This window comes from Pseudomonas sp. GXZC (assembly GCF_026967615.1).
Classification (GTDB): Bacteria; Pseudomonadota; Gammaproteobacteria; order Pseudomonadales; family Pseudomonadaceae; genus Aquipseudomonas; species Aquipseudomonas azotoformans_A.
Genome location: NZ_CP114115.1, coordinates 6,315,759 through 6,338,347 on the forward strand (window position 1 = coordinate 6,315,759; position 22,589 = coordinate 6,338,347).

The 22,589-nt window shown below is 55.3% G+C and carries 33 protein-coding genes; 1 reads left to right on the forward strand and 32 read right to left on the reverse strand.

Annotated elements, in window-relative coordinates:
• The first annotated feature begins 174 nt into the window (after positions 1-174).
• Positions 175-3,009, forward strand: a complete 2,835-nt coding sequence (gene uvrA, locus OZ428_RS29845) for an excinuclease ABC subunit UvrA (RefSeq protein WP_033900046.1) — start codon at positions 175-177, stop codon at positions 3,007-3,009.
• A 66-nt stretch (positions 3,010-3,075) separates the two neighbouring features.
• On the opposite strand, the gene bfr is transcribed toward uvrA, so the two are convergent.
• The 32 genes from bfr to fusA form a co-directional block, all read right to left on the reverse strand.
• Positions 3,076-3,540, reverse strand: a complete 465-nt coding sequence (gene bfr, locus OZ428_RS29850; protein WP_033900044.1) for a bacterioferritin — start codon at positions 3,538-3,540, stop codon at positions 3,076-3,078.
• A gap of 155 nt (positions 3,541-3,695) precedes the next feature.
• Entirely contained in the window at positions 3,696-5,144 is a 1,449-nt protein-coding gene (locus OZ428_RS29855; protein ID WP_269132145.1) for a catalase, read from the reverse strand.
• 238 nt (positions 5,145-5,382) lie between these two features.
• Positions 5,383-5,769, reverse strand: coding sequence for a 50S ribosomal protein L17 (gene rplQ / locus OZ428_RS29860; protein ID WP_003176402.1), 387 nt, complete (start codon positions 5,767-5,769; stop codon positions 5,383-5,385).
• A gap of 41 nt (positions 5,770-5,810) precedes the next feature.
• Positions 5,811-6,812: a DNA-directed RNA polymerase subunit alpha gene (locus tag OZ428_RS29865; RefSeq protein ID WP_003176403.1), complete on the reverse strand. Its 1,002-nt coding sequence runs from the start codon at positions 6,810-6,812 to the stop codon at positions 5,811-5,813.
• Positions 6,813-6,834: 22 nt separating this feature from the next.
• On the reverse strand, positions 6,835-7,455 hold the full coding sequence (rpsD, locus tag OZ428_RS29870; RefSeq protein WP_003176404.1) for a 30S ribosomal protein S4: 621 nt from the start codon (positions 7,453-7,455) through the stop codon (positions 6,835-6,837).
• 18 nt (positions 7,456-7,473) lie between these two features.
• Positions 7,474-7,863, reverse strand: a complete 390-nt coding sequence (gene rpsK / locus OZ428_RS29875; protein ID WP_002555466.1) for a 30S ribosomal protein S11 — start codon at positions 7,861-7,863, stop codon at positions 7,474-7,476.
• Between the two features lie 30 nt (positions 7,864-7,893).
• Entirely contained in the window at positions 7,894-8,250 is a 357-nt protein-coding gene (gene rpsM / locus OZ428_RS29880) for a 30S ribosomal protein S13 (protein ID WP_003194635.1), read from the reverse strand.
• 129 nt (positions 8,251-8,379) lie between these two features.
• Positions 8,380-8,496, reverse strand: a complete 117-nt coding sequence (gene rpmJ, locus OZ428_RS29885; protein WP_002555468.1) for a 50S ribosomal protein L36 — start codon at positions 8,494-8,496, stop codon at positions 8,380-8,382.
• 28 nt (positions 8,497-8,524) lie between these two features.
• Entirely contained in the window at positions 8,525-9,853 is a 1,329-nt protein-coding gene (secY, locus tag OZ428_RS29890) for a preprotein translocase subunit SecY (RefSeq protein WP_003194637.1), read from the reverse strand.
• A complete protein-coding gene (gene rplO / locus OZ428_RS29895; protein ID WP_003176407.1) occupies positions 9,854-10,291 on the reverse strand; it encodes a 50S ribosomal protein L15 in 438 nt (145 codons plus the stop codon).
• 3 nt (positions 10,292-10,294) lie between these two features.
• A complete protein-coding gene (rpmD, locus tag OZ428_RS29900) occupies positions 10,295-10,471 on the reverse strand; it encodes a 50S ribosomal protein L30 (RefSeq protein WP_003186033.1) in 177 nt (58 codons plus the stop codon).
• A 2-nt stretch (positions 10,472-10,473) separates the two neighbouring features.
• Positions 10,474-10,974, reverse strand: a complete 501-nt coding sequence (gene rpsE / locus OZ428_RS29905) for a 30S ribosomal protein S5 (RefSeq protein ID WP_003176409.1) — start codon at positions 10,972-10,974, stop codon at positions 10,474-10,476.
• A 3-nt stretch (positions 10,975-10,977) separates the two neighbouring features.
• Positions 10,978-11,328: a 50S ribosomal protein L18 gene (rplR, locus tag OZ428_RS29910; protein ID WP_003186037.1), complete on the reverse strand. Its 351-nt coding sequence runs from the start codon at positions 11,326-11,328 to the stop codon at positions 10,978-10,980.
• 10 nt (positions 11,329-11,338) lie between these two features.
• Positions 11,339-11,872 (reverse strand): 50S ribosomal protein L6, encoded by a 534-nt coding sequence (gene rplF, locus OZ428_RS29915; RefSeq protein ID WP_003194640.1) that lies wholly within the window; start codon positions 11,870-11,872, stop codon positions 11,339-11,341.
• 12 nt (positions 11,873-11,884) lie between these two features.
• A complete protein-coding gene (gene rpsH, locus OZ428_RS29920) occupies positions 11,885-12,277 on the reverse strand; it encodes a 30S ribosomal protein S8 (RefSeq protein ID WP_010206883.1) in 393 nt (130 codons plus the stop codon).
• Between the two features lie 206 nt (positions 12,278-12,483).
• Positions 12,484-12,789 carry a 30S ribosomal protein S14 gene (rpsN, locus tag OZ428_RS29925; protein ID WP_003176414.1) on the reverse strand — a complete coding sequence of 102 codons (306 nt, stop codon included), beginning with the start codon at positions 12,787-12,789 and terminating at the stop codon, positions 12,484-12,486.
• 13 nt (positions 12,790-12,802) lie between these two features.
• Positions 12,803-13,342: a 50S ribosomal protein L5 gene (gene rplE, locus OZ428_RS29930; protein WP_003194642.1), complete on the reverse strand. Its 540-nt coding sequence runs from the start codon at positions 13,340-13,342 to the stop codon at positions 12,803-12,805.
• A 22-nt stretch (positions 13,343-13,364) separates the two neighbouring features.
• On the reverse strand, positions 13,365-13,679 hold the full coding sequence (gene rplX / locus OZ428_RS29935; RefSeq protein WP_003176416.1) for a 50S ribosomal protein L24: 315 nt from the start codon (positions 13,677-13,679) through the stop codon (positions 13,365-13,367).
• An 11-nt stretch (positions 13,680-13,690) separates the two neighbouring features.
• The gene (gene rplN, locus OZ428_RS29940) at positions 13,691-14,059 is read right to left on the reverse strand and encodes a 50S ribosomal protein L14 (protein ID WP_002555479.1); all 369 of its coding nucleotides are present in this window, start codon (positions 14,057-14,059) and stop codon (positions 13,691-13,693) included.
• Positions 14,060-14,082: 23 nt separating this feature from the next.
• Positions 14,083-14,349 (reverse strand): 30S ribosomal protein S17, encoded by a 267-nt coding sequence (gene rpsQ / locus OZ428_RS29945; RefSeq protein ID WP_003176419.1) that lies wholly within the window; start codon positions 14,347-14,349, stop codon positions 14,083-14,085.
• Positions 14,350-14,351: 2 nt separating this feature from the next.
• The gene (rpmC, locus tag OZ428_RS29950) at positions 14,352-14,543 is read right to left on the reverse strand and encodes a 50S ribosomal protein L29 (RefSeq protein WP_002555481.1); all 192 of its coding nucleotides are present in this window, start codon (positions 14,541-14,543) and stop codon (positions 14,352-14,354) included.
• The gene (rplP, locus tag OZ428_RS29955) at positions 14,543-14,956 is read right to left on the reverse strand and encodes a 50S ribosomal protein L16 (protein WP_003176421.1); all 414 of its coding nucleotides are present in this window, start codon (positions 14,954-14,956) and stop codon (positions 14,543-14,545) included. The genes rpmC and rplP overlap by 1 nt, the downstream gene beginning before the upstream one ends.
• A 12-nt stretch (positions 14,957-14,968) precedes the next feature.
• Positions 14,969-15,655 carry a 30S ribosomal protein S3 gene (rpsC, locus tag OZ428_RS29960; RefSeq protein WP_003176422.1) on the reverse strand — a complete coding sequence of 229 codons (687 nt, stop codon included), beginning with the start codon at positions 15,653-15,655 and terminating at the stop codon, positions 14,969-14,971.
• Positions 15,656-15,668: 13 nt separating this feature from the next.
• Positions 15,669-16,001 (reverse strand): 50S ribosomal protein L22, encoded by a 333-nt coding sequence (gene rplV / locus OZ428_RS29965; protein ID WP_003103908.1) that lies wholly within the window; start codon positions 15,999-16,001, stop codon positions 15,669-15,671.
• Positions 16,002-16,012: 11 nt separating this feature from the next.
• Positions 16,013-16,288, reverse strand: a complete 276-nt coding sequence (gene rpsS, locus OZ428_RS29970; RefSeq protein WP_003232420.1) for a 30S ribosomal protein S19 — start codon at positions 16,286-16,288, stop codon at positions 16,013-16,015.
• A 16-nt stretch (positions 16,289-16,304) separates the two neighbouring features.
• Positions 16,305-17,129 carry a 50S ribosomal protein L2 gene (gene rplB, locus OZ428_RS29975; protein WP_003186055.1) on the reverse strand — a complete coding sequence of 275 codons (825 nt, stop codon included), beginning with the start codon at positions 17,127-17,129 and terminating at the stop codon, positions 16,305-16,307.
• Between the two features lie 14 nt (positions 17,130-17,143).
• Complete coding sequence (rplW, locus tag OZ428_RS29980) at positions 17,144-17,443, reverse strand: 50S ribosomal protein L23 (protein ID WP_002555488.1); 300 nt, start codon at positions 17,441-17,443, stop codon at positions 17,144-17,146.
• Complete coding sequence (rplD, locus tag OZ428_RS29985; protein WP_003176424.1) at positions 17,440-18,042, reverse strand: 50S ribosomal protein L4; 603 nt, start codon at positions 18,040-18,042, stop codon at positions 17,440-17,442. The genes rplW and rplD overlap by 4 nt, the downstream gene beginning before the upstream one ends.
• Before the next feature lie 12 nt (positions 18,043-18,054).
• Entirely contained in the window at positions 18,055-18,690 is a 636-nt protein-coding gene (gene rplC / locus OZ428_RS29990) for a 50S ribosomal protein L3 (RefSeq protein WP_003194649.1), read from the reverse strand.
• A gap of 81 nt (positions 18,691-18,771) precedes the next feature.
• Positions 18,772-19,083: a 30S ribosomal protein S10 gene (gene rpsJ / locus OZ428_RS29995; RefSeq protein ID WP_003186070.1), complete on the reverse strand. Its 312-nt coding sequence runs from the start codon at positions 19,081-19,083 to the stop codon at positions 18,772-18,774.
• A 158-nt stretch (positions 19,084-19,241) separates the two neighbouring features.
• On the reverse strand, positions 19,242-20,435 hold the full coding sequence (tuf, locus tag OZ428_RS30000; protein ID WP_003176426.1) for an elongation factor Tu: 1,194 nt from the start codon (positions 20,433-20,435) through the stop codon (positions 19,242-19,244).
• 30 nt (positions 20,436-20,465) lie between these two features.
• Complete coding sequence (fusA, locus tag OZ428_RS30005; protein ID WP_033900034.1) at positions 20,466-22,571, reverse strand: elongation factor G; 2,106 nt, start codon at positions 22,569-22,571, stop codon at positions 20,466-20,468.
• Between the last annotated feature and the right edge of the window lie 18 nt (positions 22,572-22,589).

Genomic DNA, 22,589 nt, shown 5'->3' on the forward strand with positions numbered 1-22,589 from the left:
AAACCTCGTGTGAACCGGCGGCGATTCTACCAGTCCCATCGATTGAGAGGGTATATGCGGCGGTTTGCCGCGCAGCTTTCATCTAAGGCTGCAAGCGGCCTTTTGACAGTGTATATTCATCCAGTCTTTAGCCGTATACTCCGGCATTATTTACGCCCGCCGTGCGAGGCCATCTTGGACAAGATCCTGATTCGTGGGGCTAGAACCCACAACCTGAAGAACATCGACCTGACCCTGCCCCGGGACAAACTGATCGTCATCACCGGCTTGTCCGGGTCCGGCAAATCGTCCCTGGCGTTCGACACGCTGTATGCCGAAGGCCAGCGTCGCTATGTGGAGTCGCTGTCGGCCTATGCCCGCCAGTTCCTGTCGATGATGGAAAAACCCGACGTCGACACCATTGAAGGCCTGTCGCCGGCAATCTCCATCGAGCAGAAGTCGACCTCCCATAACCCGCGCTCCACCGTGGGCACCATTACCGAAATCTACGATTACCTGCGCCTGCTGTACGCACGCGTGGGTATTCCGCGTTGCCCGGACCACGACATTCCCCTGGAAGCCCAGACCGTCAGCCAGATGGTCGACCTGGTGCTGGCCCAGCCGGAAGGCGCCAAGCTGATGCTGCTGGCGCCGGTGATCCGCGAGCGCAAGGGTGAACACCTTTCCGTCTTCGAAGAGCTGCGGGCCCAGGGTTTTGTGCGCGCGCGCATCAACGGCAAGCTCTATGAGCTGGACGAAGCGCCGAAGCTCGACAAACAGAAGAAGCACTCGATTGACGTGGTCGTCGACCGCTTCAAGGTGCGCGCCGACCTGCAACAACGCCTGGCGGAATCCTTCGAAACAGCGTTGAAGCTGGCCGACGGCATCGCCTTGGTGGCGCCGATGGACGACGAGCCGGGCGAAGAGATCATCTTCTCCGCGCGCTTTGCCTGCCCGATCTGCGGCCATGCCATCAGCGAACTGGAACCCAAGCTGTTTTCCTTCAACAACCCGGCCGGCGCCTGCCCGACTTGCGATGGCCTGGGCGTGAAGCAGTTTTTCGACATCAAGCGCCTGGTCAACGGTGACCTGACGCTGGCGGAGGGGGCGATACGCGGCTGGGACCGGCGCAACGTCTACTACTTCCAGATGCTCGGGTCGTTGGCGTCGCACTACAAGTTCAGCCTGGAAGTGCCGTTCAACCAACTGCCGGCGGATCAGCAGAAGGTCATCCTGCACGGCAGCGGCTCGCAGAACGTCGACTTCAAATACCTGAACGACCGTGGCGACATCGTCAAGCGCTCCCACCCGTTCGAAGGCATTGTGCCGAACCTGGAGCGTCGCTACCGCGAGACCGAATCGGCGAGCGTGCGTGAAGAGTTGGCGAAGTTCCTCAGCACCCAACCTTGCCCGGATTGCCGCGGCACTCGCCTGCGTCGTGAGGCGCGGCATGTGTGGGTGGGCGAGAAGACCTTGCCGGCGGTGACCAACCTGCCGATCGGGGATGCCTGCGAGTACTTTGGTGTGCTCAAGCTGACCGGTCGCCGCGGGGAGATCGCCGACAAGATTCTCAAGGAAATTCGCGAGCGGTTGCAGTTCCTGGTCAACGTGGGCCTGGACTATCTGTCGTTGGATCGCAGCGCCGATACCCTGTCCGGCGGTGAAGCCCAGCGGATTCGCCTGGCCAGCCAGATTGGTGCGGGTCTTGTGGGTGTGTTGTACATCCTCGATGAGCCGTCGATTGGCTTGCACCAGCGCGACAATGATCGCCTGCTAGGCACCTTGAAACACCTGCGGGACATCGGCAACACGGTTATCGTGGTCGAACACGATGAAGATGCGATTCGCCTGGCGGATTATGTGGTCGATATCGGCCCGGGCGCCGGCGTGCATGGCGGGCACATTGTCGCTGAAGGCACGCCGGCTGAAGTCATGGCGCACCCGGATTCGCTGACCGGTAAGTACTTATCTGGCCGTGTGAAGATCGAGGTGCCGGCCAAACGCACACCTCGTAACAAGAAGCTGGCGCTGCACCTCAAGGGCGCACGCGGTAACAACTTGCGCAATGTCGACCTGGAAATCCCACTGGGCTTGCTGACCTGTGTGACGGGTGTTTCCGGCTCGGGGAAATCGACGCTGATCAACAACACGCTGTTCCCCTTGAGTGCCACCGCCCTGAACGGCGCGACCACCTTGGAAGCAGCGGCGCACGACAGCATCAAAGGCCTGGAACATCTGGACAAGGTGGTCGATATCGACCAGAGCCCGATTGGCCGGACGCCACGTTCCAACCCGGCGACCTACACCGGTTTGTTTACGCCTATTCGTGAGTTGTTTGCCGGGGTTCCGGAATCCCGCTCACGGGGTTACGGGCCAGGCCGGTTCTCGTTCAACGTCAAGGGCGGGCGCTGTGAAGCGTGCCAGGGCGATGGCTTGATCAAGGTGGAAATGCACTTTCTCCCGGACATCTACGTGCCGTGCGATGTGTGCAAGAGCAAGCGCTACAACCGCGAAACCCTGGAGATCAAATACAAGGGCAAGAGCATCCACGAAACCCTGGAGATGACCATCGAGGAAGCACGGGTGTTCTTCGACGCGGTCCCGGCGTTGGCGCGCAAGCTGCAAACACTGATGGACGTGGGCTTGTCCTACATCAAACTGGGCCAGTCAGCGACTACGCTGTCGGGGGGTGAGGCGCAGCGGGTGAAGTTGTCTCGCGAGCTGTCCAAGCGCGATACGGGCAAGACCCTGTATATCCTCGATGAGCCGACCACCGGCCTGCACTTCGCGGATATCCAGCAACTGTTGGACGTGCTGCACCGCCTGCGCGACCACGGCAACACCGTGGTGGTGATCGAGCACAACCTTGATGTGATCAAGACGGCCGATTGGCTGGTGGACCTTGGGCCGGAAGGCGGATCCAAAGGTGGCCAGATCATTGCCGTGGGCACGCCGGAGCAGGTTTCCGAAATGCCGCAGTCGCACACCGGTTACTACTTGAAACCATTGCTGGAACGCGACCGGGCCTGACTTTTTCGGGCCCAATGAAAAGCCCCTGTCACTTTACGGTGACAGGGGCTTTTTTGTAGCCGGGAATCAGAACTGCGATTGCAGGTAGTTTTCCAGACCAATCAGCTTGATCAGGCCCAACTGCTTTTCCAGCCAGTAGGTGTGATCTTCTTCTGTGTCGTTCAACTGCACCCGCAGGATTTCACGGGTGACGAAGTCGCTGTGCTGCTCACAGAGCTCAATGCCCTTGCAGAGCGCGGCACGGACCTTGTACTCGAGGCGCAGGTCGGCAGCGAGCATGTCAGGGACTGTGGTGCCCACATCCAGGTCATCCGGACGCATACGCGGCGTGCCTTCGAGCATGAGGATACGGCGCATCAGTGCGTCGGCGTGCTGTGCCTCTTCTTCCATCTCGTGGTTGATACGTTCGTAGAGCTCGGTAAAGCCCCAGTCTTCGTACATGCGCGAATGGATGAAATATTGGTCACGAGCAGCCAGTTCGCCCGTCAGCAACGTGTTGAGGTAATCGATTACGTCGGGGTGACCTTGCATCGCCCTACATCTCCCTGCTTGAAAGTCTGTAGTTTGAACCATGATGACTTGAAGGTCACGGGATCAACGGCAGAAAAGTGATGTTTTTCGGAGAAAAGTAGCTGAAATAACGCAAAAACCGCCCAAATGAGGGCGGTTCTGCTTATCGTTTAGAGTCAGTTAAGCGATACACCCAGCGCCTTTGCGATTGCTTCTCCATAAGCCGGATCGGCCTTGTAGAAGTGCTGCAGTTGACGTTGAACCACATCACTGGAAACGCCACCCATCGCGCCGGCGATGTTGTTGGTGAGCAAAGCTTTCTGCTCATCGTTCATCAGGCGGAACAGCGCACCGGCGTGGCTGTAGTAATCGGTGTCTTCACGGTGATCGTAACGGTCAGCCGCGCCACTCAGGGCCAGTGCAGGCTCCGCATACTGGGGTGCTTGCTTTGGTGCATCGGCGTAGCTGTTTGGCTCGTAGTTAGGCGCTGCGCCGCCGTTGCTACCAAAGGCCATCGAACCATCACGCTGGTAGCTATTCACCTGGTTACGCGGGGCATTCACCGGCAGTTGCTGGTGATTGGTGCCAACGCGATAGCGGTGGGCATCGGCGTAAGCGAACACACGACCTTGAAGCATGCGGTCTGGCGACAGGCCGACGCCTGGAACCATGTTGCTTGGGCCGAATGCGGCTTGCTCAACTTCAGCAAAGTAGTTCTGCGGGTTACGGTTCAGCTCCAGCTCACCGACTTCGATCAGCGGGAATTCCTTCTGCGACCAGGTTTTGGTCACATCGAAAGGGTTCTCGTAATGAGCGTTGGCCTGGGCCTCGGTCATGATCTGGATGCAGACGCGCCATTTCGGGAAATCACCGCGCTCGATCGCGCCAAACAAATCGCGCTGGGCGTAATCAGGGTCAGTACCGGCCAGGCGAGCAGCTTCAGCCGGCGCCAGGTTCTTGATGCCCTGCTTGGTCTTGTAGTGCCACTTGACCCAGTGACGCTCGCCCTTGGTGTTAATCAGGCTGTAGGTGTGACTGCCGAAGCCGTGCATGTGACGGTAGCCATCAGGGATGCCACGGTCCGAAAACAGGATGGTGACCTGGTGCAGCGCCTCTGGAGAGTGCGACCAGAAATCCCACATCATTTGTGCGCTTTTCAGGTTGCTTTGCGGCAAGCGCTTCTGAGTGTGGATGAAGTCTGGAAACTTCAGAGGGTCGCGAATGAAGAACACCGGGGTGTTGTTACCCACGATGTCCCAATTGCCTTCTTCGGTATAGAACTTCAAGGCGAAACCACGTGGGTCGCGCTCGGTATCTGCCGAACCACGCTCGCCGCCTACGGTGGAAAAACGCAGGAAGGTAGGGGTTTGCTTGCCCACCGACTCGAACAGCTTGGCGCTGGTGTACTGCGTAATATCTCGGGTGACCGTGAAAGTGCCGTAGGCACCCGAACCCTTGGCGTGCACACGGCGCTCAGGGATATTTTCACGGTTGAAGTGAGCGAGCTTCTCGATCAGATGAAAATCGTCGAGCAGCAACGGGCCGCGTGGGCCTGCGGAACGTGAATTCTGGTTGTCCGCAACGGGGGCGCCGCTGGCGGTGGTAAGGATTTTATTCTGGCTCATGCTCAATTTCCCTCAGGTCGGACTTGGAACTGCCGGCTAATCGGCTTGGGAGGAGTATTGATCATCAATATGACGTCTACAAATTCATTAAATTGTAGGCATCAATAGATATTTTCTACCGAACACTCCAACCCCCATAGTGCCAAGCACAATCTTTGGAAGCTTGTATCGAACACGCTTTTATTACGGGCACAAAAAACCGGGCACTAGGCCCGGTTCTTCGTTACAGCTTGTCGTCTTACTCGGCGCTTACAGCTTCGCCGGCAGTAGCACGATCAACCAACTCGACGTACGCCATAGGCGCGTTGTCGCCAGCGCGGAAACCGCACTTGAGGATGCGCAGGTAGCCACCCTCACGGGTAGCGTAACGCTTGCCCAGGTCGTTGAAGAGCTTACCAACGATAGCTTTCGAACGAGTACGGTCGAAAGCCAGACGGCGGTTAGCCAGGCTGTCTGTCTTGGCCAAAGTGATCAGCGGCTCAGCAACGCGACGCAGTTCTTTAGCTTTCGGCAGTGTAGTTTTGATCAGCTCGTGCTCGAACAGCGACACCGCCATGTTTTGAAACATGGCCTTGCGGTGCGAGCTGGTACGGCTCAGGTGACGACCACTTTTACGATGACGCATGGTTCATTCCTTACCAAACTCACGTTCGGTGATTACGACGATCAGGCAGTCGCCTTGTCGTCCTTCTTAAGACTTGCAGGCGGCCAGTTGTCGAGGCGCATGCCGAGGGACAGACCGCGGGAGGCCAGAACGTCCTTGATTTCAGTCAAGGATTTCTTGCCCAGGTTCGGAGTCTTCAACAGTTCTACTTCGGTACGCTGAATCAGGTCGCCGATGTAGTAAATGTTTTCCGCCTTAAGGCAGTTAGCCGAACGTACAGTCAGTTCCAGATCGTCAACCGGGCGAAGCAGGATCGGATCGATCTCGTCTTCCTGCTCGATTACCACTGGTTCGCTGTCACCTTTGAGGTCGACGAACGCAGCCAACTGCTGTTGCAGGATGGTTGCAGCGCGGCGGATAGCCTCTTCAGGATCCAGAGTACCGTTGGTTTCCAGATCAATAACCAGCTTGTCCAGGTTAGTACGCTGCTCGACACGGGCGTTTTCCACCACGTATGCGATACGGCGAACCGGGCTGAACGAAGAGTCAAGCTGCAAGCGACCAATGCTGCGGCTTTCGTCTTCATCGCTCTGACGCGAGTCGGCCGGTTCATAACCACGACCACGAGCTACGGTGAGCTTCATGTTCAGGGCGCCGTTAGACGCCAGGTTAGCGATTACGTGATCGGGGTTAACGATCTCGACATCATGATCCAGCTGAATATCGGCAGCGGTAACCACCCCCGAACCCTTCTTCGACAAGGTCAGCGTAACTTCGTCACGGCCGTGCAGCTTGATAGCCAGACCTTTAAGGTTCAACAGGATTTCAATTACGTCTTCCTGTACACCTTCGATGGCGCTGTACTCGTGGAGCACACCGTCAATCTCGGCCTCGACTACTGCACAGCCGGGCATTGAGGACAACAGGATGCGGCGCAGCGCGTTGCCCAGGGTGTGGCCAAAACCACGCTCGAGAGGCTCGAGAGTAATTTTGGCGCGGGTTGGACTGACAACCTGCACATCAATGTGGCGGGGTGTCAGGAACTCATTTACCGAAATCTGCATGGATGCACCTATTTTCTAGCCCTTACTTGGAGTAGAGCTCGACAATCAGGCTTTCGTTGATGTCGGCGGACAGATCACTGCGAGCAGGAACGTTCTTGAAAACGCCCGACTTCTTCTCAGTGTCTACTTCTACCCATTCTACGCGGCCACGTTGGGCACACAGATCGAGAGCTTGGACAATGCGAAGTTGGTTTTTTGCTTTCTCGCGAACTGCGACCACGTCACCAGCACGAACCTGGTAGGACGGAACGTTTACGGTCTGACCGTTAACGCTGATCGACTTGTGCGATACCAGCTGACGGGATTCGGCACGAGTCGAACCAAAGCCCATACGGTATACAACGTTGTCCAGACGGCATTCGAGCAGTTGCAGCAGGTTTTCACCGGTTGCACCTTTCTTGCCAGCAGCTTCTTTGTAGTAGCCGCTGAACTGACGCTCGAGAACGCCGTAGATACGACGGACCTTCTGCTTTTCACGCAGTTGGGTGCCGTAATCGGACTGGCGACCGCGGCGTTGGCCGTGGATACCAGGTGCTGCTTCAATGTTGCACTTCGATTCGATCGCGCGCACGCCGCTCTTCAGGAAGAGATCGGTGCCTTCGCGACGAGCGAGTTTGCATTTTGGACCAATGTAACGAGCCATTCTTTACAATCTCCTGGATTACACGCGGCGCTTCTTCGGCGGACGGCACCCGTTGTGCGGGATTGGCGTCACGTCGGTGATGCTGGCGATCTTATAGCCACAGCCGTTCAAAGCACGGACAGCAGACTCACGACCTGGACCTGGACCCTTGACGTTAACGTCGAGGTTTTTCAGGCCATATTCCAGCGCAGCTTGACCAGCACGTTCAGCAGCTACTTGAGCAGCAAACGGGGTGGACTTGCGGGAACCGCGGAAACCCGAACCACCGGAGGTAGCCCAAGAAAGCGCGTTACCTTGACGGTCGGTGATGGTCACGATTGTGTTGTTAAAAGAAGCATGGATGTGGGCGATGCCATCAACCACTGTCTTTTTAACTTTTTTACGAGGACGAGCAGCAGGTTTTGCCATGATAATTTTCCTGTCGATTCGCTGGGGCGATTACTTGCGGATCGGCTTACGCGGACCTTTACGGGTACGCGCGTTAGTCTTGGTACGCTGACCGCGTACTGGAAGACCACGACGATGACGCAGACCGCGATAGCAACCGAGGTCCATCAAACGCTTGATTTTCATGTTGATTTCGCGACGCAGGTCACCTTCAGTGGTGAACTTCGCCACTTCGCCACGCAGCTGTTCAATCTGCTCGTCGCTCAGATCCTTGATCTTAGCGGCTGGGTTTACCCCAGCAACTGCGCAAATTTTCTGCGCAGTAGTGCGACCAACACCATAGATGTAGGTCAGCGAGATAACAGTGTGCTTGTTATCTGGAATGTTAACGCCTGCAATACGGGCCATTCAGTGGGACTCCAATTGACAGCTACCTACGCCCCGGAAGCCAAGAAATAGGGCGCGAGATAATATCGCTGTAATAACAAATAATCAACCCGGCAGCGCACTAGCTGCCGGGCTTCAAGCGGATCACACTCAGCCTTGGCGCTGTTTGTGACGCGGTTCCGCGCTGCAAATTACTCGAACAACACCTTCGCGGCGAATAATCTTGCAGTTACGGCACAGCTTTTTCACCGATGCACGAACTTTCATCACCAACTCCTCGAACCTTATGGGGTACTCAGCGCAACATGCCGCTGCCGTAGCCCTTCAGGTTGGCTTTCTTCATCAGGGATTCGTACTGGTGCGAAACGAGGTGCGATTGTACTTGGGACATGAAGTCCATCACAACCACGACCACGATCAGCAACGAGGTCCCGCCAAGGTAGAACGGAACGTTTGCTGCAACCACCAGGAACTGGGGCAACAAGCACACGGCCGTCATATATAGAGCACCGAACAGGGTCAAACGAGTCAGAACGCCATCAATGTAGCGTGCAGACTGCTCACCTGGACGGATGCCCGGAATAAAGGCACCGGACTTCTTCAGGTTTTCCGCTACGTCTTTCGGATTGAACATCAACGCCGTATAGAAGAAGCAGAAGAAAATAATCCCTGCACTAAACAGCAGAATATTCAACGGCTGACCAGGAGCGATCGACTGAGAGAGGTCCTGCAGCCAGCCCATATTTTCGGACTGACCAAACCAGGTACCCAACGAAGCCGGAAACAGCAAAATGCTGCTCGCGAAAATTGCCGGAATAACACCGGCCATATTCACTTTCAGCGGCAAGTGGCTGGTCTGCGCAGCAAAGACCTTACGGCCCTGCTGACGCTTGGCGTAGTGAACAGCAATACGACGCTGACCACGCTCAATGAACACCACAAAACCGATAATCGCTACTGCCAGCAAACCGATGGCAACCAGGGCGAAAATGTTGATATCACCCTGACGTGCAGACTCGAAAGACTGCCCAATCGCTCTCGGAAGACCGGCGACGATACCTGCGAAAATCAACATCGAGATACCGTTACCAACACCACGTTCAGTAATCTGCTCACCCAGCCACATCATGAACATCGCACCAGCCACAAATGTGGATACCGCGACGAAATGGAAGCCAAAGTCACCAGTGAACGCAACGCCCTGCCCAGCCAGGCCAACGGACATGCCGATAGCTTGGACGAGGGCGAGGACGACAGTGCCGTAGCGGGTGTACTGGCTAATCTTGCGACGGCCAGCTTCACCTTCCTTCTTCAACTGCTCCAGCTGCGGGCTGACGGCGGTCATCAGTTGCATGATGATCGATGCCGAAATGTACGGCATGATCCCCAGTGCAAAGATGCTCATCCGTTCCAGCGCGCCGCCGGAAAACATGTTGAACAAGCTAAGAATGGTTCCCTCATTCTGTCGAAACAGGTCTGCGAGTCGGTCCGGGTTGATACCTGGAACCGGGATGTGTGCGCCTATTCGGTAGACGATAATCGCCAGGAACAGAAAACGCAGACGAGCCCAAAGTTCAGACATACCGCCTTTGCCGAGCGCTGAGAGAGCACCTTGCTTAGCCATTTATTCCTCGAACTTGCCGCCAGCTGCTTCGATAGCCGAACGCGCACCTTTGGTGGCGCCGATTCCCTTGCCGATAGTGACAGCGCGAGTCACTTCACCGGACAGCATGATTTTCACACGCTGTACGTTGACGTTGATCACGTTGGCATCTTTCAGGGTCTGCACAGTAACGATGTCGCCTTCCACTTTAGCCAGCTCGGACAGACGCACTTCTGCGCGGTCCATGGCTTTCAGCGATACGAAACCGAACTTAGGCAGGCGACGATGCAGCGGCTGTTGACCGCCTTCAAAGCCTGGAGCGATGGTGCCACCGGAGCGGGAGGTTTGACCTTTGTGGCCACGGCCACCAGTCTTACCCAAACCGCTACCGATACCACGGCCCGGACGATGCTTTTCGCGACGGGAACCCGGCGCTGGACTCAGATCATTGAGTTTCATCGATTAACCCTCTACACGCAGCATGTAGTAAGCCTTGTTGATCATCCCGCGATTCTCGGGAGTATCCAGGACTTCTACAGTGTGACCGATGCGACGCAGACCCAGACCTTTAACACACAGTTTGTGGTTAGGGATGCGGCCGGTCATGCTTTTGATCAGCGTTACTTTAACGGTAGCCATGATCAGAAGATCTCCTTGACAGTCAGACCACGCTTGGCAGCGATGGACTCAGGAGATTGCATAGCTTTCAAACCTTTGAAAGTGGCGTGAACCACGTTTACCGGGTTAGTCGAGCCGTAGCACTTGGCCAGAACGTTCTGAACGCCAGCAACTTCGAGGACAGCACGCATAGCGCCGCCAGCGATGATACCGGTACCTTCAGAAGCAGGCTGCATGTACACCTTCGAAGCGCCATGGGCGGACTTCATTGCGTACTGCAGCGTGGTGCCGTTCAGATCAACTTGGATCATGTTGCGACGAGCAGCTTCCATTGCCTTCTGGATCGCAGCAGGCACTTCACGTGACTTGCCGCGGCCGAAGCCAACACGGCCTTTACCATCACCTACCACGGTCAACGCGGTGAAGGTGAAGATACGGCCGCCTTTAACGGTTTTGGCTACGCGGTTAACTTGAACCAGCTTCTCAATGTAGCCTTCGTCGCGCTTTTGGTCGTTATTTGACATAACTTAGAACTCCAGCCCAGCTTCACGAGCAGCATCAGCCAGCGCTTTCACGCGACCGTGGTACTTGAAGCCAGAGCGGTCGAAAGCCACTTGCGAGACGCCAGCGGCCTTAGCACGCGTAGCGACCAGCTGGCCAACCTTTGTGGCCGCGTCGATGTTGCCAGTGGCACCATCACGCAGTTCTTTATCCAAAGTCGAGGCGCTTGCCAGGACTTTGTTGCCGTCGGCCGAGATGACCTGGGCGTAGATGTGCTGCGACGAGCGGAACACGCAGAGACGCACGACTTCGAGTTCGTGCATTTTCAGGCGTGCTTTGCGAGCGCGACGCAGTCGAGTAACTTTTTTGTCGGTCATTTGCTATGCCCTACTTCTTCTTGGCTTCTTTACGACGGACGACTTCGTCCGCGTAGCGCACACCTTTGCCTTTGTACGGCTCTGGTGGACGGAAGTCGCGGATCTCAGCGGCCACTTGACCTACCAGCTGCTTATCGATGCCCTTGATCAGGATATCGGTCTGGCTAGGGGTCTCAGCAGTGATGCCCGCTGGCAGTTCGTAATCCACAGGGTGCGAGAAGCCAAGGGCCAGGTTCAAAACCGTGCCTTTTGCTTGCGCTTTGTAACCAACACCGACCAGCTGGAGCTTACGCTCGAAGCCTTGGCTTACGCCTTGGACCATGTTGTTTACCAACGCACGCGTGGTACCGGCCATTGCGCGAGTTTGTTGATCGCCATTGCGAGCAGCGAAACGCAGCTCACCAGCTTCTTCAACGATCTCAACGGACGAATGGATGTTCAGTTCAAGAGTGCCCTTGGCACCCTTCACCGAAAGCTGCTGGCCTGCGAATTTGACTTCGACACCGGCTGGCAGCTTAACGGGGTTCTTAGCGACGCGAGACATGCTTATCCCCCCTTAGAACACAGTGCAAAGAACTTCGCCGCCGACACCGGCAGCGCGCGCAGCACGATCCGTCATCACACCTTTGTTGGTGGAGACGATAGACACGCCCAGACCGCCACGAACTTTCGGCAGATCTTCAGCGGACTTGTACTGACGCAGGCCTGGACGGCTAACGCGCTTCACTTCCTCGATGACCGAACGGCCTTCGAAGTACTTCAGCTCGATGGACAGCAGTGCTTTTACATCGCTGCTGATCTGATAACCCGCAATGTAGCCTTCGTCTTTCAGGACTTTGGCAACAGCTACCTTCAACTTGGAAGATGGCATGCTTACGACGGACTTTTCAGCCATCTGGGCATTACGGATACGAGTTAGCATGTCCGCTAACGGGTCCTGCATACTCATGGGCTAGACGCTCCTAATACAAAAAAATTAGCCTTGCGGCTACATATGTCGCCGAGAATCTCCGGGTAAAAAACACGGGCTCAGGCGAGCCGCGTATTTTAGACACACTCCGGAAATGAAACAAGCCCCAAAAGGGGCTTGTTCCAGATTCAAGGTCACCGGCGGTCAGTATCTTGCGATTCAGGCCGCCAGGACGCTGAAAGTACTTACCAGCTGGCTTTAACCAGACCTGGTACGTCACCACGCATTGCCGCTTCACGCAGTTTGTTACGGCCGAGGCCGAACTTGCGGTAAACGCCGTGTGGACGACCGGTCAGGCGGCAGCGGTTACGCATGCGCGAAGCGCTTGCGTCACGTGGCTGCTTCTGCAGAGCAACTGTAGCTTCCCAACGCGCTTCTGGACTTGCGTTCAGATCAACGATGATTGCTTTCAGTGCTGCACGCTTCTTGGCGTACTTGGCAACCGTGAGCTGACGCTTCAGCTCGCGGTTTTTCATGCTCATCTTGGCCATGGTCCTACTCCAATCAGTTGCGGAACGGGAATTTGAAAGCACGCAACAGGGCGCGACCTTCATCATCGTTCTTGGCAGTGGTGGTCAGGGTGATGTCCAGACCGCGGAGAGCATCGATCTTGTCGTAGTCGATTTCCGGGAAGATGATCTGCTCTTTCACGCCCATGCTGTAGTTACCACGACCATCGAAGGACTTGGCATTCAGGCCGCGGAAGTCGCGAACCCGAGGCAGGGAGATCGACAGCAGACGATCCAGGAATTCATACATACGCTCACGGCGCAGGGTCACTTTGACGCCGATCGGCCAACCTTCACGGACTTTAAAGCCAGCGATGGATTTCCGAGCGTAGGTCACAACGACTTTCTGGCCGGTGATCTTTTCCAGGTCAGCAACAGCGTGCTCGATGACTTTTTTGTCACCGATCGCTTCGCCCAGACCCATGTTCAGGGTGATTTTGGTAACGCGCGGAACTTCCATCACGTTCCCAAGCTTAAGTTCTTCCTTAAGCTTAGGGGCGATTTCCTTCCGGTAAATCTCTTGTAGTCGTGCCATGGTCTAATCTACCTAGCAGTGTTCAAGCATCAACCGCTTTTTGGGTCGACTTGAAGACACGAATTTTCTTACCGTCTTCTACTTTGAAACCAACGCGGTCAGCCTTGTTGGTTTCGCCGTTGAAGATGGCGACGTTAGAAGCGTCCAGCGGAGCTTCTTTCTCGACGATACCGCCCTGCACGCCCGACATCGGGTTAGGCTTGGTATGACGCTTGACCAGGTTCAGACCACCGATAACCAGACGGTTATTAGCGAGAACCTTAAGCACCTTACCGCGCTTACCTTTGTCTTTGCCGGCGATCACGATGATCTCGTCGTCACGACGAATCTTTTGCATGTCGGATCTCCTTACAGCACTTCTGGGGCGAGCGAGACGATCTTCATGAACTTCTCAGTACGAAGTTCACGGGTCACTGGCCCAAAGATACGGGTGCCGATCGGCTCTTGCTTGTTGTTCAGAAGAACAGCAGCGTTGCCATCAAAGCGGATAATGGAGCCATCAGCACGGCGTACGCCGTGACGAGTGCGGACTACAACAGCAGTCATCACTTGGCCTTTTTTCACTTTACCGCGAGGAATTGCTTCCTTAACGGTAACTTTGATGATGTCACCGATACCAGCGTAACGACGATGGGAGCCACCCAGCACCTTGATGCACATAACACGGCGAGCGCCGCTGTTATCGGCCACATCGAGCATGGATTGAGTCTGAATCATATAATTTCTCCGACCCCTAGTCCTTAGACTTCCACAGCGCGTTCGAGAACATCAACCAGTGCCCAAGACTTGGTCTTGGCCAGCGGACGAGTTTCACGAATAGTGACTTTGTCGCCGATGTGGCACTGATTGGTTTCGTCGTGCGCGTGCAGCTTAGTCGAACGCTTAACATATTTACCGTAGATCGGGTGCTTAACGCGACGCTCGATCAGAACGGTGATGGTTTTGTCCATCTTGTCGCTGACAACACGGCCAGTCAGCGTACGGACAGTCTTTTCGGCTTCAGCCATGATCACTTACCTGCCTGCTGGTTGAGCACAGTCTTCACGCGAGCGATGTCACGCTTAACTTGCGAGAGCAGATGAGACTGCCCCAACTGGCCAGTTGCTTTCTGCATACGCAGATTGAACTGGTCGCGCAGCAGGCCGAGCAGTTGCTCGTTCAGCTGCTGTGCGGATTTTTCACGAAGTTCATTCGCTTTCATCACATCACCGTCCGTTTAACAAAGGAGGTGGCGAGCGGCAGCTTTGCAGCAGCCAGGGCGAAAGCCTCACGCGCCAGCTCTTCAGAAACACCCTCGATTTCATACAGGACTTTGCCTGGCTGAATCTGGGCTACCCAGTATTCCACGTTACCCTTACCTTTACCCATACGAACCTCGAGAGGTTTCTTGGAGATCGGCTTGTCCGGGAATACACGGATCCAGATCTTGCCGCCACGTTTAACGTGACGGGTCAGAGCACGACGCGCTGACTCGATCTGACGAGCGGTGAGACGACCACGAGCTACAGACTTCAGCGCGAACTCGCCGAAGCTGACTTTGCTACCGCGCTGAGCCAGACCACGGTTGTGGCCTGTCATCTGCTTGCGGAACTTCGTACGCTTAGGTTGCAACATTTGGCGTACCCCTTACTTAGCAGCTTTTTTACGAGGCGCTGGTGCTTGTGGTTTCAGTTCTTCTTGGCGACCACCAATTACTTCGCCTTTGAAGATCCAAACCTTTACACCGATCACACCGTAAGTGGTGTGAGCTTCGTAGTTGGCATAGTCGATGTCGGCACGCAGGGTGTGCAGTGGCACACGACCTTCGCGATACCATTCAGTACGTGCGATTTCAGCACCGCCGAGACGACCGCTCACTTGGATTTTGATGCCTTTGGCACCAATGCGCATGGCGTTCTGTACAGCGCGCTTCATAGCGCGACGGAACATTACGCGACGCTCCAGCTGCTGAGCTACGCTCTGCGCAACCAGCATACCGTCGAGTTCCGGCTTGCGGATCTCTTCGATATTGATGTGCACAGGCACACCCATTTGCTTGGTCAGGTCCTGACGCAGTTTCTCAACATCTTCACCTTTCTTCCCGATAACGATACCTGGACGAGCGGTGTGAATGGTGATACGTGCAGTTTGGGCCGGACGATGGATATCGATACGGCTTACGGACGCGCTTTTTAGTTTGTCTTGGAGATACTCACGCACCTTCAGATCAGCGAACAAGTAGTCCGCATAAGTCCGACCGTCTGCGTACCAGACGGAGGTGTGCTCCTTGACGATTCCCAGGCGAATGCCAATGGGATGTACTTTCTGACCCATCTCTTCGACTCCGTTACTTGTCAGCAACCTTGACAGTGATATGGCAAGACCGCTTGACGATGCGATCAGCACGGCCTTTGGCACGTGGCATGATGCGCTTCAGCGAACGCCCTTCGTTGACGAAAACGGTGCTGACCTTCAGGTCATCAACGTCTGCGCCTTCGTTATGCTCGGCGTTGGCTACGGCCGACTCCAGCACTTTCTTCATGATCTCGGCGGCTTTCTTACTGCTGAAAGCCAACAGGTTGAGCGCTTCGCCCACCTTCTTCCCGCGGATCTGGTCGGCGACCAAGCGGGCTTTCTGGGCGGAGATTCGAGCGCCCGACAACTTAGCGGCTACTTCCATTTCCTAACCCCTTAACGCTTGGCTTTCTTGTCTGCCACGTGCCCACGATAAGTGCGGGTACCGGCAAACTCGCCTAGTTTGTGGCCGACCATGTCTTCGTTCACGAGAACTGGGACGTGCAAGCGACCGTTGTGTACAGCGATGGTCAGACCGACCATTTGTGGCAGGATCATCGAACGACGCGACCAGGTCTTAACTGGTTTGCGATCGTTCTTTTCCGCCGCCACTTCGATCTTCTTCAGTAGGTGAAGATCAATAAAAGGACCTTTTTTCAGAGAACGTGGCACTGTCGTATCCCTCTATTTACTTGCGACGACGGACGATCATTTTGTCGGTACGCTTATTACCACGAGTCTTCGCGCCCTTAGTCGGGAAGCCCCATGGCGATACCGGATGACGACCACCAGAGGTACGACCTTCACCACCACCGTGTGGGTGGTCAACCGGGTTCATGGCAACACCACGAACGGTTGGGCGAACGCCACGCCAGCGTTTGGCACCAGCTTTACCCAGCGAACGCAGGCTGTGCTCGGAGTTCGAGACTTCGCCCAGGGTCGCGCGGCATTCAGCCAGCACTTTACGCATCTCACCAGAACGCAGACGCAGGGTCACGTAGACACCTTCACGAGCGATCAGCTGAGCCGAAGCACCAGCGGAACGAGCGATTTGCGCGCCTTTACCTGGCTTCAATTCGATGCCGTGTACGGTGCTACCAACTGGAATGTTGCGCAGTTGCAGAGCGTTGCCCGGCTTGATCGGTGCCAGAGCACCTGCGATCAGCTGGTCGCCAGCGCTCACGCCTTTAGGGGCGATGATGTAGCGACGCTCGCCATCTGCGTACAGCAGCAGAGCGATGTGAGCAGTACGGTTTGGATCGTATTCGATACGCTCGACAGTGGCAGCGATGCCATCTTTGTCGTTGCGACGGAAGTCGACCAGACGATAATGCTGCTTATGGCCACCACCGATGTGACGAGTGGTAATACGACCATTGTTGTTACGACCACCAGACTTCGATTTTTTCTCGAGCAGCGGTGCGTGAGGAGCGCCTTTATGCAGCTCCTGGTTGACCACCTTGACCACAAAACGGCGGCCAGGGGAAGTCGGTTTGCATTTAACGATTGCCATGATGCACCCCTTCCTTACTCAGCACTGCTGCTGAAATCGAGATCTTGGCCTGGCTGAAGGGAGATAACTGCCTTCTTCCAGTCATTACGCTTGCCCAGGCCGCGAGCAGTGCGCTTGCTCTTACCCAGAACATTCAGGGTAGTAACACGCTCTACTTTCACGCTGAACAGGCTTTCGACGGCCTTCTTGATTTCCAGCTTGGTTGCGTCAGTTGCAACCTTGAAAACGAACTGGCCTTTCTTGTCAGCCAGAACCGTAGCCTTTTCGGAAACGTGCGGGCCAAGCAGAACTTTAAATACGCGTTCCTGGTTCATCCCAGCAGCTCCTCGAATTTCTTCACGGCCGACACGGTGATCAACACCTTGTCGTATGCGATCAGACTAACTGGATCGGAACCTTGCACGTCACGTACATCAACGTGTGGCAGGTTGCGAGCAGCCAGGTACAGGTTCTGATCAACAGCTTCAGACACGATCAAAACATCGGTCAGGCTCATGTTGTTCAGTTTGCCCAGCAGATCTTTGGTTTTCGGGCTTTCAACAGCGAAGTCCTGAACCACGACCAGACGGTCAGTACGCACGAGTTCAGCAAGGATGGAGCGCAGAGCTGCGCGGTACATCTTCTTGTTGAGCTTCTGCGAGTGATCCTGTGGACGAGCTGCGAAAGTGGTACCACCGCCACGCCAGATTGGGCTACGGATAGTACCGGCACGAGCACGGCCAGTACCTTTCTGACGCCAAGGGCGCTTACCGCCACCACGAACGTCGGAACGGGTCTTTTGCTGTTTGCTACCTTGACGGCCGCCGGCCATGTAGGCCACGACTGCTTGGTGAACCAGCGTCTCGTTGAACTCGCCGCCAAACGTCAGTTCGGAAACTTCGATCGCTTGAGCGTCATTTACATTTAATTGCATGTCAGCTTCCCCTTAACCGCGAGCCTTGGCCGCCGGACGTACAACCAGGTTGCCGCCAGTAGCGCCAGGAACAGCACCCTTGACCAACAACAGATTGCGTTCAGCGTCGACGCGCACTACTTCGAGGGACTGCACGGTCACGCGCTCAGCGCCCATATGACCGGACATTTTTTTGCCCTTGAATACACGACCAGGAGTCTGGCACTGGCCAATAGAGCCCGGGACGCGGTGGGAAACGGAGTTACCGTGAGTGTTGTCTTGGCCACGGAAATTCCAACGCTTGATCGTACCCTGGAAGCCTTTACCTTTGGACTGACCGGTTACATCAACCAGTTGACCAGCAGCGAAGATTTCAGCGTTGATCAGATCGCCAGCCTGGTAGTCGCCGTCTTCGAGACGGAACTCCATAACAGTGCGACCAGCTGCAACGTTTGCTTTAGCGAAGTGGCCTGCTTGAGCAGCAGTCACGCGCGAAGCACGACGCTCGCCGACAGTGACTTGCACTGCACGATAGCCATCGGTCTCTTCAGTTTTGAACTGGGTGACGCGATTCGGTTCGATCTCAATGACCGTGACCGGAATGGAGACACCTTCTTCGGTGAAAATACGGGTCATACCGCATTTACGACCGACTACACCAATAGTCATGTTGTAAACCTCATGAGTGTACGGGGCTTTCACCCGCTATGGCCGCCCATTTCAGAGCGTTACACGACTAAGACCCAAGTCTTAGCCGAGGCTGATCTGTACTTCCACACCGGCCGCCAGATCAAGCTTCATAAGTGCATCAACGGTTTTATCCGTTGGCTGGACGATGTCCAGTACGCGCTTATGAGTACGGATCTCGTACTGGTCACGCGCGTCTTTGTTGACGTGCGGGGAGACCAGAACGGTGAACCGCTCTTTACGGGTAGGCAGTGGAATTGGACCACGCACTTGAGCACCAGTACGTTTCGCGGTTTCCACGATTTCCTGGGTGGATTGGTCGATCAGGCGATGGTCAAAAGCCTTCAACCTGATACGGATTTGCTGATTTTGCATTGGATTTCAGACTCCGGCTGCTATTCCCAGCGAGCGCAATACGCCCGTTAAAAGGAGGCGCAATTCTATAGACGGCCCTGATAGGTGTCAACCCAATAAAAAAGGCCCCCGCTGAGCGGGGGCCTTTCAAAACATCAGAGCTATCTCAGAAGAGATAATTACTCGATGATTTTAGCTACAACGCCAGCACCAACGGTACGGCCGCCTTCACGGATTGCGAAACGCAGACCGTCTTCCATAGCGATGGTTTTGATCAGGGTGACAACCATTTTGATGTTGTCGCCTGGCATTACCATTTCTACGCCTTCCGGCAGTTCGCAGTTACCAGTTACGTCGGTAGTACGGAAGTAGAACTGTGGACGGTAGCCTTTGAAGAACGGAGTGTGACGACCGCCTTCTTCTTTGCTCAGCACGTACACTTCAGCTTCGAACTTGGTGTGCGGCTTAACCGAACCTGGCTTAACCAGAACCTGGCCACGCTCAACGTCGTCACGCTTGGTACCACGCAGCAGAACGCCGCAGTTCTCGCCAGCACGACCTTCGTCGAGCAGTTTACGGAACATTTCAACACCGGTGCAGGTGGTGACGGTAGTGTCACGCAGACCAACGATTTCCAGTGGATCTTGAACCTTAACGATACCGCGCTCGATACGACCGGTTACAACAGTACCGCGACCGGAGATCGAGAATACGTCTTCGATTGGCATCAGGAACGGCTTGTCGATAACACGGACTGGATCTGGGATGTAGCTGTCCAGAGTCTCAACCAGTTTACGAACGGACGTGGTGCCCATTTCGTTGTCGTCTTTGCCTTCCAGAGCCATACGAGCAGAACCGATGATGATCGGAGTGTCGTCGCCTGGGAAGTCGTAAGTGCTCAGCAGATCGCGCACTTCCATCTCAACCAGTTCCAGCAGCTCAGCGTCGTCTACCAGGTCAGCCTTGTTCAGGTAAACCACGATGTACGGAACGCCTACCTGACGGGACAGCAGGATGTGCTCACGGGTTTGTGGCATCGGACCATCAGCGGCCGAGCAAACCAGGATTGCGCCGTCCATCTGGGCAGCACCGGTGATCATGTTCTTCACATAGTCAGCGTGACCTGGGCAGTCAACGTGAGCGTAGTGACGGATCAGCGAGTTGTATTCAACGTGCGCGGTGTTGATGGTGATACCACGAGCTTTTTCTTCTGGTGCGCTGTCGATTTTATCGAAATCAACGATTGCGGAACCGAAAACTTCGGAGCAAACGCGAGTCAGAGCAGCAGTCAGAGTGGTTTTACCGTGGTCAACGTGACCGATGGTGCCAACGTTGACGTGCGGTAGGGAACGATCAAATTTTTCTTTAGCCACGACAATTAACTCCTTGCCTAAAGGACTGAATCAGCCTTGTTTTTTGGATACAGTTTCAGCGATGTGCGCCGGAGCTGTGTTGTATTTTTTGAATTCCATAGAGTAGCTTGCGCGACCCTGGGACATGGAGCGAACGTCGGTCGCATAACCGAACATCTCACCCAACGGAACCTCGGCGCGAATCACTTTGCCGGAAACCGTGTCTTCCATACCCAAGATCATGCCGCGACGACGGTTAAGGTCGCCCATGACATCACCCATATAGTCTTCAGGTGTAACAACTTCTACCGCCATGATCGGCTCAAGCAACTCACCACCGCCCTTCTGGGCCAGTTGCTTGGTTGCCATGGAGGCAGCCACCTTAAACGCCATCTCGTTGGAGTCGACGTCGTGGTAAGAACCGTCAAAAACGGTTGCTTTCAGGCCGATCAGCGGATAGCCGGCAACAACACCGTTCTTCATCTGCTCTTCGATGCCCTTCTGGATAGCCGGGATGTATTCCTTAGGAACCACACCACCAACTACTTCGTTCACGAATTGCAGACCTTCCTGACCTTCGTCAGCAGGAGCAAAACGGATCCAGCAGTGACCGAACTGACCACGACCGCCGGACTGACGAACGAACTTGCCTTCGATTTCGCAATTCTTCGTGATGCGCTCACGATAGGAAACCTGAGGCTTACCGATGTTGGCTTCGACGTTGAACTCACGGCGCATCCGGTCAACCAGGATGTCCAGGTGCAGCTCGCCCATGCCGGAGATGATCGTTTGACCAGTCTCTTCATCAGTCTTGACGCGGAAAGATGGATCTTCCTGAGCAAGCTTGCCCAGAGCGATACCCATTTTTTCCTGGTCATCCTTGGTCTTAGGCTCTACGGCAACCGAAATAACCGGCTCCGGGAAGTCCATGCGAACCAGGATGATTGGCTTGGCAGCGTCGCACAAAGTCTCACCCGTGGTGACGTCCTTCATGCCGATCAGGGCCGCGATGTCACCAGCGCGTACTTCCTTGATCTCTTCACGGGCGTTTGCGTGCATTTGCACCATACGACCCACGCGCTCTTTCTTGCCTTTAACCGAGTTGATCACGCCGTCGCCGGAGGCCAACACGCCCGAGTAAACACGGACGAAGGTCAAAGTACCCACGAATGGGTCGGTTGCGATCTTGAACGCCAGAGCCGAGAACGGCTCACTGTCATCGGCGTGACGCTCCATTTCTTCTTCCTCGTTATCAGGGTTGGTACCCTTGATAGCAGGAATGTCGGTTGGAGCCGGCAGGTAGTCGATAACGGCGTCGAGAACCAGGGGAACACCCTTGTTCTTGAAGGAAGAACCGCAAACAGCCAAGACGATCTCGCCAGCGATAGTACGCTGACGCAGAGCAGCCTTGATTTCCACGTTGGTGAGTTCTTCACCTTCGAGGTACTTGTTCATCAGCTCTTCGTTGGCTTCGGCAGCAGCCTCAACCATGTTGTTGCGCCACTCGTCAGCCAGTTCCTGCAGTTCTGCAGGGATAGGCTTACGAACAGGAACCATACCTTTGTCGGAATCATTCCAGTAAACAGCTTCCATGTTGATCAGATCGATCTGACCCTGGAAGTTGTCTTCGGAACCGATAGCCAATTGGATTGGCACCGGAGTGTGACCCAGACGCTGCTTGATCTGACCGATCACGCGCAGGAAGTTGGCACCAGCACGGTCCATCTTGTTTACGTAAACAAGACGTGGAACGCCGTACTTGTTGGCTTGACGCCATACGGTTTCCGACTGAGGCTCAACGCCCGAGGTACCGCAGAACACAACGACAGCGCCGTCGAGCACGCGCAGGGAACGCTCAACTTCAATGGTGAAGTCTACGTGGCCTGGGGTATCGATTACGTTGAAACGGTGCTCGTCTTTGTACTGCTTCTCGGAACCTTTCCAGAAGGCGGTAATAGCAGCAGAAGTAATGGTAATACCACGCTCCTGCTCCTGAACCATCCAGTCTGTGGTCGCGGCGCCGTCATGCACCTCGCCCATTTTGTGACTTTTGCCGGTGTAAAACAGTACGCGCTCGGTGGTGGTGGTTTTACCAGCATCCACGTGAGCAACGATACCGATGTTACGGTAGCGGCTAATCGGAGTAGTACGAGCCATAAAGCCCTCGCAAAATTA

Bases quoted from the DNA above. Each gene is read 5' to 3' on its own strand.
- bfr (WP_033900044.1), bottom strand. From the start codon at position 3,540: ATGCAAGGTCACCCCGACGTAATCGATTACCTCAACACGTTGCTGACG.
- OZ428_RS29855 (WP_269132145.1), bottom strand. From the start codon at position 5,144: ATGAGCCAGAATAAAATCCTTACCACCGCCAGCGGCGCCCCCGTTGCG.
- rplQ (WP_003176402.1), bottom strand. From the start codon at position 5,769: ATGCGTCATCGTAAAAGTGGTCGTCACCTGAGCCGTACCAGCTCGCAC.
- OZ428_RS29865 (WP_003176403.1), bottom strand. From the start codon at position 6,812: ATGCAGATTTCGGTAAATGAGTTCCTGACACCCCGCCACATTGATGTG.
- rpsD (WP_003176404.1), bottom strand. From the start codon at position 7,455: ATGGCTCGTTACATTGGTCCAAAATGCAAACTCGCTCGTCGCGAAGGC.
- rpsK (WP_002555466.1), bottom strand. From the start codon at position 7,863: ATGGCAAAACCTGCTGCTCGTCCTCGTAAAAAAGTTAAAAAGACAGTG.
- rpsM (WP_003194635.1), bottom strand. From the start codon at position 8,250: ATGGCCCGTATTGCAGGCGTTAACATTCCAGATAACAAGCACACTGTT.
- rpmJ (WP_002555468.1), bottom strand. From the start codon at position 8,496: ATGAAAGTTCGTGCATCGGTGAAAAAGCTGTGCCGTAACTGCAAGATT.
- secY (WP_003194637.1), bottom strand. From the start codon at position 9,853: ATGGCTAAGCAAGGTGCTCTCTCAGCGCTCGGCAAAGGCGGTATGTCT.
- rplO (WP_003176407.1), bottom strand. From the start codon at position 10,291: ATGAAACTCAATGATCTGAGTCCAGCGCCGGGTTCCCGTCGCGAAAAG.
- rpmD (WP_003186033.1), bottom strand. From the start codon at position 10,471: ATGGCTACCGTTAAAGTAACGCTGATCAAAAGCATGACCGGCCGCATC.
- rpsE (WP_003176409.1), bottom strand. From the start codon at position 10,974: ATGTCAAATAACGACCAAAAGCGCGACGAAGGCTACATTGAGAAGCTG.
- rplR (WP_003186037.1), bottom strand. From the start codon at position 11,328: ATGACCGACAAAAAAGTTACTCGACTGCGTCGCGCTCGCAAAGCACGC.
- rplF (WP_003194640.1), bottom strand. From the start codon at position 11,872: ATGTCTCGCGTCGCTAAGAACCCCGTTAAGCTGCCAGCCGGTGTCGAA.
- rpsH (WP_010206883.1), bottom strand. From the start codon at position 12,277: ATGAGTATGCAGGACCCGTTAGCGGACATGCTAACTCGTATCCGTAAT.
- rpsN (WP_003176414.1), bottom strand. From the start codon at position 12,789: ATGGCCAAGATGAGCATGAAAAACCGCGAGCTGAAGCGTCAGCTCACG.
- rplE (WP_003194642.1), bottom strand. From the start codon at position 13,342: ATGGCACGACTACAAGAGATTTACCGGAAGGAAATCGCCCCTAAGCTT.
- rplX (WP_003176416.1), bottom strand. From the start codon at position 13,679: ATGCAAAAGATTCGTCGTGACGACGAGATCATCGTGATCGCCGGCAAA.
- rplN (WP_002555479.1), bottom strand. From the start codon at position 14,059: ATGATTCAGACTCAATCCATGCTCGATGTGGCCGATAACAGCGGCGCT.
- rpsQ (WP_003176419.1), bottom strand. From the start codon at position 14,349: ATGGCTGAAGCCGAAAAGACTGTCCGTACGCTGACTGGCCGTGTTGTC.
- rpmC (WP_002555481.1), bottom strand. From the start codon at position 14,543: ATGAAAGCGAATGAACTTCGTGAAAAATCCGCACAGCAGCTGAACGAG.
- rplP (WP_003176421.1), bottom strand. From the start codon at position 14,956: ATGTTGCAACCTAAGCGTACGAAGTTCCGCAAGCAGATGACAGGCCAC.
- rpsC (WP_003176422.1), bottom strand. From the start codon at position 15,655: ATGGGTCAGAAAGTACATCCCATTGGCATTCGCCTGGGAATCGTCAAG.
- rplV (WP_003103908.1), bottom strand. From the start codon at position 16,001: ATGGAAGTAGCCGCTAAGTTGTCGGGCGCTCGAATCTCCGCCCAGAAA.
- rplB (WP_003186055.1), bottom strand. From the start codon at position 17,129: ATGGCAATCGTTAAATGCAAACCGACTTCCCCTGGCCGCCGTTTTGTG.
- rplW (WP_002555488.1), bottom strand. From the start codon at position 17,443: ATGAACCAGGAACGCGTATTTAAAGTTCTGCTTGGCCCGCACGTTTCC.
- rplD (WP_003176424.1), bottom strand. From the start codon at position 18,042: ATGCAATTAAATGTAAATGACGCTCAAGCGATCGAAGTTTCCGAACTG.
- rplC (WP_003194649.1), bottom strand. From the start codon at position 18,690: ATGACTATTGGTGTAGTCGGTCGTAAATGCGGTATGACCCGTATTTTC.
- rpsJ (WP_003186070.1), bottom strand. From the start codon at position 19,083: ATGCAAAATCAGCAAATCCGTATCAGGTTGAAGGCTTTTGACCATCGC.
- fusA (WP_033900034.1), bottom strand. From the start codon at position 22,571: ATGGCTCGTACTACTCCGATTAGCCGCTACCGTAACATCGGTATCGTT.